At 71.7% G+C, this 13,463-nt stretch carries 13 protein-coding genes; 10 read left to right on the forward strand and 3 right to left on the reverse strand.

Going from position 1 to position 13,463, the window contains the following annotated elements; all coding sequences use genetic code 11:
- Positions 1-100 precede the first annotated feature (100 nt).
- The 4 genes from nusA (at position 101) to rbfA (ending at position 4,968) form a co-directional block, all read left to right on the forward strand.
- A complete protein-coding gene (gene nusA, locus Csp2054_RS09745; RefSeq protein WP_096899114.1) occupies positions 101-1,096 on the forward strand; it encodes a transcription termination factor NusA in 996 nt (331 codons plus the stop codon).
- A gap of 124 nt (positions 1,097-1,220) precedes the next feature.
- The gene (locus Csp2054_RS09750) at positions 1,221-1,535 is read left to right on the forward strand and encodes a YlxR family protein (protein ID WP_096899115.1); all 315 of its coding nucleotides are present in this window, start codon (positions 1,221-1,223) and stop codon (positions 1,533-1,535) included.
- Positions 1,536-1,609: 74 nt separating this feature from the next.
- Positions 1,610-4,438, forward strand: coding sequence for a translation initiation factor IF-2 (gene infB, locus Csp2054_RS09755; RefSeq protein WP_096899116.1), 2,829 nt, complete (start codon positions 1,610-1,612; stop codon positions 4,436-4,438).
- A gap of 89 nt (positions 4,439-4,527) precedes the next feature.
- On the forward strand, positions 4,528-4,968 hold the full coding sequence (rbfA, locus tag Csp2054_RS09760) for a 30S ribosome-binding factor RbfA (RefSeq protein WP_096899117.1): 441 nt from the start codon (positions 4,528-4,530) through the stop codon (positions 4,966-4,968).
- Between the two features lie 3 nt (positions 4,969-4,971).
- On the opposite strand, the gene Csp2054_RS09765 is transcribed toward rbfA, so the two are convergent.
- Complete coding sequence (locus tag Csp2054_RS09765) at positions 4,972-5,823, reverse strand: A/G-specific adenine glycosylase (protein WP_411897151.1); 852 nt, start codon at positions 5,821-5,823, stop codon at positions 4,972-4,974.
- A 130-nt stretch (positions 5,824-5,953) separates the two neighbouring features.
- Here Csp2054_RS09765 and Csp2054_RS09770 point away from each other — a divergent pair, with 130 nt between their 5' ends.
- The 5 genes from Csp2054_RS09770 (at position 5,954) to Csp2054_RS09790 (ending at position 9,305) form a co-directional block, all read left to right on the forward strand.
- On the forward strand, positions 5,954-6,400 hold the full coding sequence (locus tag Csp2054_RS09770; RefSeq protein ID WP_096899119.1) for a hypothetical protein: 447 nt from the start codon (positions 5,954-5,956) through the stop codon (positions 6,398-6,400).
- Positions 6,401-6,437: 37 nt separating this feature from the next.
- Positions 6,438-7,373 carry a tRNA pseudouridine(55) synthase TruB gene (gene truB, locus Csp2054_RS09775; protein ID WP_096899120.1) on the forward strand — a complete coding sequence of 312 codons (936 nt, stop codon included), beginning with the start codon at positions 6,438-6,440 and terminating at the stop codon, positions 7,371-7,373.
- A 3-nt stretch (positions 7,374-7,376) separates the two neighbouring features.
- Complete coding sequence (locus tag Csp2054_RS09780) at positions 7,377-7,742, forward strand: hypothetical protein (RefSeq protein WP_096899121.1); 366 nt, start codon at positions 7,377-7,379, stop codon at positions 7,740-7,742.
- A 145-nt stretch (positions 7,743-7,887) separates the two neighbouring features.
- On the forward strand, positions 7,888-8,334 hold the full coding sequence (locus Csp2054_RS09785; RefSeq protein ID WP_096899122.1) for a hypothetical protein: 447 nt from the start codon (positions 7,888-7,890) through the stop codon (positions 8,332-8,334).
- A gap of 8 nt (positions 8,335-8,342) precedes the next feature.
- The gene (locus Csp2054_RS09790) at positions 8,343-9,305 is read left to right on the forward strand and encodes a bifunctional riboflavin kinase/FAD synthetase (protein WP_096899123.1); all 963 of its coding nucleotides are present in this window, start codon (positions 8,343-8,345) and stop codon (positions 9,303-9,305) included.
- Positions 9,306-9,575: 270 nt separating this feature from the next.
- Here the strand turns inward: Csp2054_RS09790 and Csp2054_RS09795 are convergent, their stop codons facing one another.
- Complete coding sequence (locus tag Csp2054_RS09795) at positions 9,576-10,808, reverse strand: DUF349 domain-containing protein (RefSeq protein ID WP_176491646.1); 1,233 nt, start codon at positions 10,806-10,808, stop codon at positions 9,576-9,578.
- A gap of 113 nt (positions 10,809-10,921) precedes the next feature.
- Positions 10,922-11,734 (reverse strand): peptidylprolyl isomerase, encoded by an 813-nt coding sequence (locus tag Csp2054_RS09800; protein ID WP_096899125.1) that lies wholly within the window; start codon positions 11,732-11,734, stop codon positions 10,922-10,924.
- A gap of 144 nt (positions 11,735-11,878) precedes the next feature.
- Between Csp2054_RS09800 and Csp2054_RS09805 the strand changes: the two genes are divergently transcribed.
- A complete protein-coding gene (locus Csp2054_RS09805; RefSeq protein ID WP_096899126.1) occupies positions 11,879-13,252 on the forward strand; it encodes a replication-associated recombination protein A in 1,374 nt (457 codons plus the stop codon).
- Positions 13,253-13,463: the final 211 nt, after the last annotated feature.

A 13,463-nucleotide genomic window follows, 5' to 3' on the forward strand; every position in this document is an offset into this window, starting at 1 on the left:
CCGCGCCTCCAGTCCGTCTCCTGGTTCTGGGGTACGCTGTTGGCCGGCTTCCGCGACGTTCCACAGCGGAGGCGACTCAGCTGAATACGGAGGCACCTCGGTGAAGATCGATCTCGCAGTCCTGCGACTCATGGAGCGCGAGCGGGAGATCCCGTTCGAAGAACTCGTCCAGATCATCGAGCAGGCGATCCTGACTGCCTACCACAAGCACACCGCCGAGAACGGCGAGCCGGCCGACCCGCAGTCCCGCGTCGAGCTCGACCGCAAGAGCGGCGAGGTCTCCGTGTACGTGCCCGAGCGCGACGAGGAGGGCACCGTCGTCGGCGAGGCCGTCGACCAGCCGAGCGACTTCGGGCGCATCGCGGCGTTCGCGGCGAAGCAGGTCATCAACCAGCGCCTGCGCGACATCGGCGACGACAAGATCCTCGGCCAGTTCCGCGGCAAGGAGGGCGACATCGTCGCCGGGGTGATCCAGCAGGGGCCGAACCCGAAGATGGTGCACGTCGACCTCGGCACCGTCGAGGCGATCCTCCCGCCCGAGGAGCAGGTGCCGGGCGAGGAGTACAAGCACGGCAACCGCATCCGCGTCTACGTGACGAGCGTCGGCCGCGGTGCCAAGGGCCCCCAGATCACCGTCTCGCGCACCCACCCGGGCCTGGTCCGGAAGCTGTTCGCGCTCGAGGTGCCCGAGATCGCGTCGGGCGTCGTGGAGATCACCTCCCTCGCCCGCGAGGCCGGACACCGCACGAAGCTCGCGGTCAAGGCGAACGAGCCCGGCGTCAACGCGAAGGGCGCCTGCATCGGCGAGCTCGGCGCGCGCGTCCGGGCCGTGACGACGGAACTCGGCGCCGAGAAGATCGACATCGTCGACTGGTCGCCGGACCTCGCGACCTTCGTGGCGAGCGCGCTGTCGCCGGCCAAGGTGACCAGCTCGTTCGTGCTCGACGCCTCGACGAAGGCCGTGCGTGCGCTCGTGCCGGACTACCAGCTGTCGCTCGCGATCGGCAAGGAGGGGCAGAACGCCCGCCTGGCCGCCAAGCTGACGGGCGCACGGATCGACATCCAGCCCGACTCGATCCTCGACGGCGACGACTAGGCGCCCACACGCGCACGGGCACGCGTGCTGAGGTGCCGTGGTCCGGTCCGGGTCGAGGGTGTTTCGCTCCCGGCGTGGCCGGACCGGGCGCGCCGGATCGCGCCCGTCGGAGGCAAGGAGTAAGGTGGAACCCGTCAGAACGTGCATCGGCAGTCGCCGTCGCGCGCCCCGATCCTCCCTCCTCCGTGTCGTCGCCCTGCGTGACGGCCGGGTCGTGGCGGATCCGAAGGCAGTCATGCCGGGCCGGGGAGCGTGGCTCACCCCGACCGTCGACGCCTACGAGCTGGCCGTCAAGCGACGGGCGTTCCGCCGGGCGCTTCGGCTGGATCGTGAACCCGACACGTCCTCGGTGCTCGAGTACCTGCAAGGCCTCCCGGCCGCGCAGACATCCGAGCGCCCGGACACGACAGAACAGGCTGAACGGCTTATGGACAACTGATGAGCGGCTCGAAATGAGACCCGTCATCCAGTGAGTCCTGCCCCTTCACGGGGCAGGACCCGTGAAGGAGAACTGTGGCAAAACCACGCGTACACGAGATCGCATCCGAACTCGGTGTCGACAGCAAGACCGCAATGGAGAAGCTCAAGGAACTCGGCGAGTTCGTCAAGGGCCCGAGCTCCAGTGTGGAACCCCCCGTCGCGCGCAAACTCCGTGCTGCGCTGCAGGCGGACGGCGTCCCGGCGTCGAAGCCCGCCGCGGCTGGGACCGCGAGCGCATCGAAGCCCGGTGCCGCCGCGCCCAAGCCCGGTGCGTCCGCGCCGAAGCCCGGTGCCGCTGCGCCCAAGCCCGGCGCGAAGCCGGGTCCGGCGACGCCCGCCCCGAAGGCACAGCCGGCTGAGCAGCCCGCGTCCGACGCCCCGGTCCCCGGTGCGCCGAAGTCGGTCGCGCAGCGTCAGGCCGAGGCCGAGGCCGCGCAGAAGGCCGCCGCTGCCGAGAAGGCCTCCGGCGGCTCCACCGACGCCAAGCCGGGCACCCCGAAGCCGAACGCCGCCGCGCCCAAGCCCGGCGGACCGAAGCCGGGCGCCCGTCCGGGCAACAACCCCTACGCGTCCAGCCAGGGCATGGGCTCGCGCCCGCCGCGCCCCGGCAACAACCCGTACTCCCAGAACCAGGGCATGGGCCAGCGTCCGGCCGCCGGTTCCGGTGGCGGCAACGGCATCCCGCGTCCGGCTCCGCCGCGCCCCGGGACCCCGCGTCCCGGCGCTCCGCGTCCGGGTGGCCCCGGCCAGCAGGGTCGTCCGAACGGCTTCGGGCAGCGCCCGGGCCAGGGTGGCGGTCGCGGCGGCCAGGGCGGCGGCTTCAACCGTCCCGGTGGTGCCGGTGGCGGCGCGGGTGGCTTCGGCCGCCCGGCGTTCAGCGGCCCGCGTCCCGCCGGTGGTGGCGGTCGTGGTCGTGGCCCCGGCGGTGGTACCGCCGGTGCGTTCGGTCGCGGTGGCGGCAAGAGCCGTGCCCGCAAGTCGAAGCGGACGAAGCGCGCCGAGTACGAGATGCGGCAGGCGCCGTCGCTCGGCGGCGTGCAGGTCCCGCGCGGCGACGGCAACACGGTCATCCGCCTGCGTCGTGGTGCGAGCATCTCGGACTTCGCCGACAAGATCGACGCGAGCCCCGGCAACCTCGTGACGGTGCTGTTCCACCTCGGTGAGATGGCGACCGCCACGGAGTCGCTGGACGAGGCGACGTTCGAGATCCTCGGTGACGAGCTGGGCTACAAGATCCAGATCGTGTCGCCGGAGGACGAGGACAAGGAGCTCCTCGAGGGCTTCGACATCGACCTCGAAGCCGAGCTCGAGGACGAGGACGACGACGTGCTGCAGCAGCGCCCGCCGGTCGTCACCGTCATGGGCCACGTCGACCACGGCAAGACCCGCCTCCTCGACGCCATCCGCAACTCGAAGGTGGTCGAGGGCGAGGCCGGCGGCATCACGCAGCACATCGGTGCGTACCAGATCGTCACCGAGCACGAGGGCATCGAGCGTCCGATCACCTTCATCGACACCCCGGGTCACGAGGCGTTCACCGCCATGCGTGCCCGTGGTGCGCAGGTGACCGACATCGCGATCCTCGTGGTGGCGGCGGACGACGGCATCATGCCCCAGACGATCGAGGCGCTGAACCACGCGCAGTCGGCCAACGTGCCGATCGTGGTCGCGGTGAACAAGATCGACAAGGAAGGCGCGAACCCGGCGAAGGTCCGGCAGCAGCTGACCGAGTACAACCTGGTGGCCGAGGAGTACGGCGGCGACGTCATGTTCGTCGACGTGTCGGCGCGCAACAACGTCGGCATCCAGGACCTCCTCGACGCGGTGCTGCTCACCGCCGACGCGGGCCTCGACCTGCGTGCCAACCCGGACAAGGACGCTCGAGGCGTCGCCATCGAGGCGAAGCTCGACAAGGGCCGCGGCTCGGTCGCGACCGTCCTCATCCAGTCCGGCACGCTGCACGTCGGCGACGCCATCGTCGCGGGCACGGCCTACGGTCGCGTCCGGGCGATGACGGACGAGAACGGCGTGGCGGTCCAGGCCGCGACGCCGAGCCGCCCGGTCCAGGTGCAGGGTCTGTCGTCGGTGCCGCGCGCCGGTGACACGTTCCTCGTCACGGAAGAGGACCGCACGGCCCGTCAGATCGCCGAGAAGCGTGAGGCAGCCGAGCGCAACGCCCAGCTGGCCAAGGCCCGCAAGCGCATCTCGCTCGAGGACTTCACCCGTGCGCTCGAGGAGGGCAAGGTCGAGTCGCTCAACCTCATCATCAAGGGTGACGTCTCCGGTGCCGTCGAGGCACTCGAGCAGTCGCTCCTCGACATCGAGGTGGACGACAGCGTCCAGCTGCGCATCCTGCACCGCGGTGTGGGTGCGATCACGGAGTCGGACATCGACCTCGCGACGATCGACAACGCGATCGTGCTCGGCTTCAACGTCCGTCCGGACGTCAAGGCCCGCGAGCGTGCGGCGCGCGAAGGCATCGACGTGCGCTTCTACTCGGTCATCTACAACGCACTCGAGGACATCGAGCAGTCCCTCAAGGGCATGCTCAAGCCCGAGTACGAGGAGGTCCAGTCCGGCGTCGCCGAGATCCGGGAGGTGTTCCGTTCCTCGAAGTTCGGCAACATCGCCGGTGTCATCGTCCGCTCCGGCACGATCACCCGCAACGCCAAGGCGCGCGTCATCCGCGAGGGTGTCGTCATCGCCGACGGTCTGGCGATCGAGTCCCTGCGTCGCTTCAAGGACGACGTCACCGAGGTCCGCACGGACTTCGAGGCCGGTATCGGTCTGGGCAAGTACAACGACATCCAGATCGGTGACGAGATCGAGACGACCGAGCTCGTCGAGAAGCCGCGCGACTAGTCGCTGGCTATCCTGGACCCCGCCGTTCCCCCAGGGGGCGGCGGGGTCCACCCGTTCCACCAGAAGAATCCCTGCCCCAGGAGGCACCCATGGCTGACCCGCAGCGCGCCCGCAAGATGGCGGACCGCATCAAGGAGGTCGTCGCACGTCGGCTCGACAAGGGCCTGCGTGACCCGCGACTCGGCTTCGTGACGATCACCGACGTGCGCGTCACCGGGGACCTGCAGCACGCGTCGGTCTTCTACACGGTGTACGGCACCGACCAGGAGCGTGCGGACTCGGCTGCGGCGCTCAAGGCGGCGACCGGCATGCTCCGCAGCGAGGTCGGCAAGAACATCACGGCGCGGCTCACCCCGTCGCTCGAGTTCATCGCCGACGCCCTGCCGGAGACCTCGGCGCACATGGAGGACCTCCTCGCGCAGGCCCAGGTGCGGGACGCCCAGGTGCGGGCAGCTTCGGCCGGGGCGCAGTACGCCGGCGATGCCGACCCGTACAAGCACGACGACGACGATGACGCCGACCAGGCGTAGCCCTCACCCGTGCGGGAGCGTGTACCCGCCCGTGTCGTCGCCGACGGCCAGTCCGTCGGCGAGGAGCGAGGCGAGTGCCCGCTCCCGCTGTGCGTCGTCGGGCCAGATCATGTCGATCTCGGTCCGCAGCACCGGGACGTCGCTCGCGCGGAGCTCCGCCATGATGAGCCCGCGCACCTGCCGGTCGCTCCCCGCGAACCGCGCCTGCTTCGGCGCCCGCGGTCCGTCGTGCTCCGGGTACCCGGCTGCGCGCCAGGCACAGCGGTCGGCGATCGGGCAGGCGTCGCACACGGGGGAGCGGGCGACGCAGACGAGGGCGCCGAGCTCCATCACCGCGGCGTTCGTGGCCGCTGCGTCGTCACGGTCGGACGGCAGCACGGACTCCATGAGCGGCAGGTCCTGCTTCGCCTTCGCCGGACCGGGTTGCCCCTGGCCGAGCAGCGCCCGGGCGAGCACACGGCGGACGTTGACGTCGACGACCGGGTGGCGGTCGCCGTACGCGAAGACCGCCACCGCACGGGCGGTGTAGTCACCGATGCCGGGCAGGGCGAGGAGTGCGTCGACGTCGCGCGGCACGACGTTGTCGTGCTGCTCGGCGATCACCGTCGCCGCCGCGTGCAGCGCGAGCGCCCGTCTCGGGTAGCCGAGCCGGTCCCAGGCCCGGACCGCGTCCGCCGGGGGTGACTGCGCGAGGTCGCGCGGTGTCGGCCACCGGGTGAGCCACGCCTCCAGTCGGGGGACGACGCGCGCCACCTGCGTCTGCTGCAGCATGATCTCGCTGACCAGCGTCCCCCAGGCGGGGAATCCGGGTCGGCGCCACGGCAGGTCACGCGCCTCGGCGCGGAACCACGCGATGAGCGGGGTGGCGAGGTCGGGGACGGTGGGCGGTCCGTCGGTCGCGGAGCCGCCGTCCACAGGCGGTCCGTCCTCCGCGGACTGCCTGGAGGCTCGGCGCGCGTTCACCAGGACAGCCTACGGTGGGCGCATGGCACGCTGGGCACCGCAGGAGACCGACACCATGGCCGCGATCGCGGCCGAGGCGATCGCGCAGGTCGGCACGAACCGGACCGTCATCGGGATCGACGGGCAACCGGGCACCGACCTCGAGCGCATCGCCGCGGCACTCGTCGCCGGGTTCGAGCAGCACGGTGTCCAGGCGATGGCGGCCGCGGCACCGTCGGCCTCCGCCGAAGCGCTGCGGACGGACCTCGTCGCGCCGTTCCGCTCGACGGGCGAGGGTCCCGGCGTGCTCGTCGTGCACGGCCACGGCGTGCTCGACCCCGGCGTCCGCGGACTCTGGCGCTGGTCGTTGTGGGTCGAGCAGGAGCAGGGGCGCCTCGAGCGCCGCGCCGACGTCAAGATCGCCGCGTCCGCGATCCTCGACGTCACCGATCCGGAGCACCCGCGGCGCGAGTGGAACGACGCCTGCTGACGCTGAGCGGCACGACGAGCGCTGGTAGCCTCTCCGGGTGCTCGAATCGCCGCCGGACGGGATCCTCCTCGTCGACAAGCCGCAGGGGATCTCCAGTCACCGGGTCGTGTCGATCGCCCGGCGCCGGCTCGGACTGAAGAAGATCGGTCACGCCGGCACCCTCGATCCGATGGCCACCGGCCTGCTCATCCTCGGCGTCGGGTCGTCGACGCGGCTCCTCACGCACCTCGTCGGGCTCGACAAGACCTACACGGCGACCATCCGACTCGGGGTGTCCACCGACTCCGACGACGCCGACGGCACGCCGACCGCCGCCCCCGGGATCGTCGATGCCGACGTCTCCGACGCCGCGGTCGAACAGGCGGTCGCCGCGCAGCGTGGCCGGATCGACCAGGTCCCGTCGACCGTGAGCGCGATCAAGGTGGACGGGCGCCGGGCGTACGACCTCGCGCGCAAGGGCGAGGAGGTCGTCCTCCGCTCCCGCTCGGTCACGGTGTCCCGGTTCGAGGTCACGGACCGCCGCGACCGGACGGTGTCCGTCGACGGTGAGGACGTCCGCGTGGTCGACCTCGACGTGGTCGTCGCCTGCTCCTCCGGCACGTACGTGCGGGCGCTCGCCCGCGACGTCGGTGCCGCGCTCGGCACCGGGGCGCACCTCACCGCACTCCGGCGGACCGAGGTCGGCCCGTTCGTCGTCGACGACGCGGTCGACCTGGAGGACGACGCCACGGACGTGCGGGCCGCGCTCGCACGACCGGTCGACATCGCCCGCCGGCTCTTCCCGACGGTCACGCTCGACCCGGTCGCCGCGAAGGACCTGGCGGACGGCAAGCGGGTGCGGGTCGAGCAGCCGGACGACGACGGGCCGGTGGCGGCGGTCGCGAGTGCGGCCGACCGACTCGTCGGACTCGTCTCGGTCCGCCGCGGACAGCTGCGCGTCATCACCAACTTCCCGACCCCGACAGGAGCCTGAGCCGTGATCGAGTGGTTCATGTGGCTGCAGCTCGTCATCGCGGTCGTCGCCGGGCTGTTCGCCGTGGTGGTGGGGTTCATCGGGTGGAAGCCGAACGACTACACCGTGGGGTCGCTCGTCCTCGTCGAGCTGCTCCTCATCGCGCAGGGCGTCGTCTCGCTCGTGCTGCCCGCGGTCGGCAGCCCGCCGCGCGGCAACGGGCTGGAGTTCGGCGTCTACGCGGTGTCGGTCCTGCTCGTGCCGCCGGCGACGATCGTGTGGGCGTTGATCGACCGGACGAAGTGGAGCACGGTGGTGCTCGGTGCGGGCGCGTTCACCGTCGCGGTGATGCTGTACCGGATGTACCAGATCTGGTTCGCCCTCACCTGACGCAGCGCTCGGCGTTGGCGGGTCGTGCCGGGTGCGGGTGGTCGTGCCGAGTGCGGGCGGGTCGTGCTGGCTGTGGGCGGGTCGTGCCGTGTGCGCAGGTCGCCGCGTGACCGCGGTGTCGTCCGCCGTCGGTAGAATCGGTGCAATGGCGACCAGATCCTCCCTCGCGACCGGCATCGGCCGCGTCCTCATCGCCGTCTACGGCATCCTCGCGCTCGCGGCGACGGGGCGCAGCGTCGTGCAGATCATCGAGAAGTTCTCCTTCGCCCCCTTCGCGTACACGCTGAGCGCGGTGTCGGCGGTCGTCTACATCGTCGCCATGATCGCCCTGATCGCACCGGGACGGGCGTGGTACCGGGTCGCCTGCGTCACCATCGGGTTCGAGATGGCCGGCGTGCTCGTCGTCGGCACGCTCTCGCTCCTCGACCACCAGCTGTTCCCCGACGACACCGTCTGGTCGTACTACGGGCTCGGGTACCTCTTCGCACCGCTCGTGCTCCCGATCGCCGGCCTGTGGTGGCTCCGCAAGCACCACCGGACCGCGGCGCAGGAGCAGTCCACCGGCCGCCCGACCGTCGCCGCCGGCGAGTAGGGGATCCCGTGCAGTTCTACGACGACCTCGCCGACGTCGCCCAGGGCTTCGGCCCGAGTGCGGTCACGATCGGGAAGTTCGACGGCGTCCACGTGGGGCACCGCGCCGTCATCGCACACCTCGAACAGGCCGCGCGTCAGCAGGGGCTCGTGTCCACCGTGGTCACCTTCGACCGCCACCCGCTCAACGTCATCGACCCCGAGCGGGTCCCGCCGGCGCTGACGAGCGTGGCACAGCGCCGCGAACTCCTCGAGCAGGTCGGGGTCGACGCGACCGTGCTGCTGCGGTTCGACCACGAGCTGCAGTCCCGCGCACCCGAGGACTTCGTCGCCGACATCCTCGTCGACACCCTGCACGCCCGGCTCGTCTTCGTCGGCAGCGACTTCCGGTTCGGGGCGAAGGGCGCCGGCGACGTCGCGTTGCTGCGGCGACTCGGAGAGCAGCACGGGTTCGCGGTGGAGCTCATCGACGACGTCGACCTGGTGGACGACGTCCGGCCCGCGGGGGAGCGGCGGGTGTCGTCGACCTGGATCCGGGAACTCCTCGGCGAGGGGCGCGTGGCCGAGGCGGCACGGCTCCTCGGCCGCGAGCACGCCGTCCGGAGCACGGTGGTGCACGGCAACCAGCGGGGCCGGGCGATGGGGTACCCGACCGCGAACCTCGATCCGCGCTGCGAGGGCTTCGTGCCCGCCGACGGCGTGTACGCGGCCCGCGTGCTCCACGAGGGGACGGTCTACCCGGCGGCGGTGTCCGTCGGGAACAACCCCACGTTCGACGGTGTGCCGGAGAAGCAGATCGAGGCGCACCTGCTCGACGTCGACATCGACCTGTACGGCGACACGATCGCGGTGCTGTTCGTGTCGTACGTGCGGGGCATGGTGAAGTTCTCGTCGATGGACGAACTCGCGGCGCAGATGCAGCAGGACGACCGCGACATCCGGACACTGCTCGGCATGCCCGCGCCCGTCTGAGCCGTCCATTCGTCGCTGCGGCGGATCGTTGGTGGCGCGAAAGCGACAGACCACGGTGTCGTTTTCGCGAAAGCGACAGATCGCGCCGGTCCGGCCGCGCGTTCTGTCGCTTTCGCGGCAGTGTCGGCAGGGGAGGGCGCGACAGCCGGCCTTCGGAGGGCGCGACAGGCGGCCTTCGGAGGGCGTGGCAGCCGGCACTCGGACGGCACCGGGCGGAACGCACGACGCCCCGCGACCGATCGGTCGCGGGGCGTCGGAGGCGCGGACGGCTCAGCCGCCGAGGGCGTCGAGCCAGATCTTGCGGGCGTCGAGGGCCTCTTGCGCGTCCTTGATCTTGCGGGCGTCCCCGGACTCCTTCGCCGCCGCGAGCTCCGCCTCGAGCTTGCCGATGGCGTCCTCGAGCTGGCTCGCGAGTCCGGTCTGCCGGGCCTTGCGCTCCGGGTCGGACGCCTTCCAGTGGGCGTCCTCGAGGCTCCGCACGTGGTCCTCGATCTGCCGCAGCCGGTCCTCGATGCGGCGGACGTCCCCGCGCGGGACCTTGCCGATCTCGTCCCACCGCCGCTGGATGCCCGTCAGGGTTTTCCGGGCCTGCACCCGGTCGGTGGCCTGCAGGAGCGGCTCGGCCTCGGTCAGGAGCGCCTGCTTCGCCTCGAGGTTCGCGGAGAACTCCTCGTTCTCGACCGCGGCCTCGGCGTGGCGCTGCTCGAACAGGACGTCGCCCGCGGCCTTGAACCGGGCCCAGAGGGCGTCGTCGTGGCGCTTGCCGGCCCGCCCGGCGCGCTTCCAGTCGTCGAGGAGCTGGCGGTACGCGGGGATGGCCTCGGAGCCGCGCGGCGCGAGTGCCTCGGCCTGTGCGACGAGGTCCTGCTTCCGGCTGCGGGCGTCGCGGTGCTGCGCGTCGAGCTCGGAGTAGAACGCCCGGCGGTGCTGGTCGACGGTCGAGCGTGCGGCACGGAACCGCTTCCAGAGCTCGTTCGCCTCGTTCTTGGGGATGCGCGGCCCGTCGTGCTGGTGCTGCTGCCAGCGGGCGAACACGTCGTCGAGCTGCGCGGTGATCTGCTTCCACTGGGCACGGGCGGGGTCGACGGCGGCGAGGGCCTCGGCCTCCTCCACCAACGCCGTGCGGTGGGCCAGGGCGTCGCTCAGCGCCTGCTGGGCCTGCTCGGCCTGCTCCTTGGTCAGCGACCCGACCTGGTCGGAGAGCGCCGCGACGCGGTCCTCGAGCGCCTTGATGTCGCCGACGACCCGTGCGTCGGACAGCTGCTCGCGGAGGTGCGCCACGGTGCGGGAGACGTCGTTCGCGCTGGCGCCGCGCTGCACGCGCTGCTCGGCGATCTTCACCTGCCCCTCGAGGTCGGCGTACTTCCGGGCGAAGTAGGCGAGCGCCTCGTCAGCGGTCGCGTCCGGGTACTCGCCGACGGCTCGCTCGCCGTCGCCGTACCGGACGTACACCGTCCCGTCCTCGTCGACCCGCCCCCAGGTCGTTGCTTCGTCAGATCCCACAGGTCTCGCCTCGATCGTGGTCGTGCATCGCCGACGTCCCCGTCGGCACGGTCAGGTCGTCAGCCTATTGCACGCGGGGCCTCCGCGAACGGCCGGGGTCGACGACCGGTGGACTACTGCTCGCGGGAGATCGTCGCGCCGGTGATCTTGGTGGCCACCTTCGGCTCGCCGGTGCCGTCGCTGCCGGCGCTCGCGATGCCCTTCGACGTGATCTCCGACACCAGGTCCGGCAGGCCGCTCGTGACCTTGCCGACGACGGTGTAGCCGCCCGTGGACGTGTCGAGCGTGGTGTCGCCGTACACGATGAAGAACTGCGTGGACTGCGAGTACGGCGATGAGCCGCGCGCGATGGCGATCGTCCCCTTCGTGTACTCGCCGTCGCTCGGCACGTTCTCGAGCGGGCCGTACTCGAACCCGGCGTCGCCCGTCCCGTCGCCGTTCGCGGACCCGCACTGCAGGAACTGCAGGCCGGCGCTGTCGGCGAGCCGGTGGCAGGTGGTGCCCGTGTAGAACTGGTCCTGGATGAGCTTGATCTCGACGCTCGCGGCCTGCGGGGCGGCCTTGCCGTCGAGCTCGATGCCGAGCCGGACGTCCTTGTTGAGCGTGAGCGTCCCGGTCCAGGTGGAGTCCTTCGCGATGGACTTGCTCGGCACGTCCCCGGTGTTCCCGGCGGTGGCGCTCGGCGAGGGGGTCGTGGTGCCGGTCGCCGTCGCGCTCGCACCGGCCGAGACCGAGCCGCGGGAGCCGGCGAAGGCGAGCTGCGACCCGGTCGCGAGGGCCGCGACCACCACGAGGACGCCGACGCCGACGAGGTTGTCCCGCACCCGCCGCCGCCGCTGCCGTTCGTGCAGCCCCTGGCGGGCTTGGTAGAGACGGAGGCGCTCACGCGCCTCACGGTTGTCACGCGCCTGGTTCTTCGGTGCCACGGTGCTGGGAGGGCCTCTCGTCTGGACGGTGCGACGAGCGTACCGGACCGGCACCGTCGTCGGCCTGGAGGCACGCTGCCGGCCCGCACCGCGCCTCCCGTCCGGTGGGCGCTCCTGTCGGTGGTGACGCCTAGGCTTGGTCCCATGGCGACGGACCGCTCGGGCATCAACGCGCCCACCACGGGTGGGCGAGCGGGGCTCGCGCAGGGTTCCGTGCCGCTCGCGGTGCGGATGCGGCCCACCTCGCTGGACGAGGTCGCCGGCCAGCAGCACCTGCTCGGGCGCGGGTCGCCGCTCGTGCAGCTCGCCACCGGCACGCGGGAGAACCCCGGCGGTGTCTCCGTCATCCTCTGGGGGCCGCCCGGCACCGGCAAGACCACGCTCGCGCAGGCGATCGCCCGGCAGTCGGGCCGCGAGTTCGTGGAGCTGTCGGCCGTCACCGCCGGCGTCAAGGACGTGCGCGAGGTGATGGAGAAGGCGCTCGCGCACCGCGACCTCTACGGGTCGACGACGGTGCTGTTCCTCGACGAGATCCACCGCTTCAGCAAGGCCCAGCAGGACGCCCTGCTCCCCGGCGTCGAGAACGGGTGGGTGATCCTCATCGCGGCGACCACCGAGAACCCGTCGTTCTCGGTGATCTCGCCCCTGCTCTCCCGCTCGCTCCTGCTCACGCTCAAGCCGCTCACCGACGGCGACCTCGGGATGCTCGTCGACCGTGCTGTGGAGGACTCGCGGGGCCTCGGCGGTGCGGTCGTCCTCGGGGACGAGGCGCGGGCAGCCATCGTGCGCCTGGCCTCCGGCGACGCCCGACGTGCGCTCACGGCGCTCGAGGCGGCTGCGGCCTCGGCGGCGGCCGCCCAGGACGAGGACGACGAGACCGTGCCGGTGGTGGACGCCGACACCGTGGCGGCTGCCGTGGACCGTGCACTGCTGCGGTACGACCGGCAGGGCGACGAGCACTACGACGTCATCAGCGCCTTCATCAAGTCGGTGCGGGGGAGCGACGTCGACGCTGCACTGCACTACCTCGCGCGCATGATCGAGGCCGGCGAGGACCCGCGGTTCATCGCCCGGCGCATCATCATCTCTGCGTCCGAGGACATCGGGATGGCGGACCCGCAGGCCCTGCCGATCGCGGTGGCGGCGGCGCAGGCGGTACAACTCATCGGCATGCCGGAGGGGCGCATCCCGCTCGCCGAGGCCGTGGTCTACCTCGCCACGGCGCCGAAGTCGAACGCGTCGTACAACGGCGTCAACCAGGCGATCGCGGACGTCAAGGCCGGGCGCATGGGGGTCGTGCCGACGCACCTGCGGGACGCCCACTACCCGGGGGCGAAGCGGCTCGGCCACGGCAAGGGCTACGTGTACTCGCACGACGCCGAGCACGGGGTCGCCCGGCAGCAGTACCTGCCGGACGCGCTCGAGGGCACCGAGTACTACACGCCGACGACGAACGGGTACGAGCGCGAGGTCGGACCGCGGCTCGAACGCCTCCGGCGGATCACGCGCGGCGAGTAGGCGCGGCGGTGGTCCGGAGCGCGTCTTGCTGCTATCGTTGACGGGCCTACGTCCTGGTCCTCGCGTGCGGCTGCGTCGAGGACACAGTGCCACAGCAGTGGTACGGGGACAGAGGTTCGGACTGTAGCCGTCCGATCCCACAGGCTCATCCCTCTGGATCCCTTCGCGGGGTTCGTCGGTGCGTGCGCGTGCCGGGGCCCGCGATCCGTTC

Origin of the sequence: Curtobacterium sp. 'Ferrero' (assembly GCF_002412165.1) — a bacterium.
Classification (GTDB): domain Bacteria; phylum Actinomycetota; class Actinomycetes; order Actinomycetales; family Microbacteriaceae; genus Curtobacterium.

Excerpts from the sequence above, each read along its gene's own strand:
- Csp2054_RS09770 (WP_096899119.1), top strand. The coding sequence starts at position 5,954 with ATGGCACGCTGGGCACCGCAGGAGACCGACACCATGGCCGCGATCGCG.
- Csp2054_RS09805 (WP_096899126.1), top strand. The coding sequence starts at position 11,879 with ATGGCGACGGACCGCTCGGGCATCAACGCGCCCACCACGGGTGGGCGA.
- rbfA (WP_096899117.1), top strand. The coding sequence starts at position 4,528 with ATGGCTGACCCGCAGCGCGCCCGCAAGATGGCGGACCGCATCAAGGAG.
- Csp2054_RS09785 (WP_096899122.1), top strand. The coding sequence starts at position 7,888 with ATGGCGACCAGATCCTCCCTCGCGACCGGCATCGGCCGCGTCCTCATC.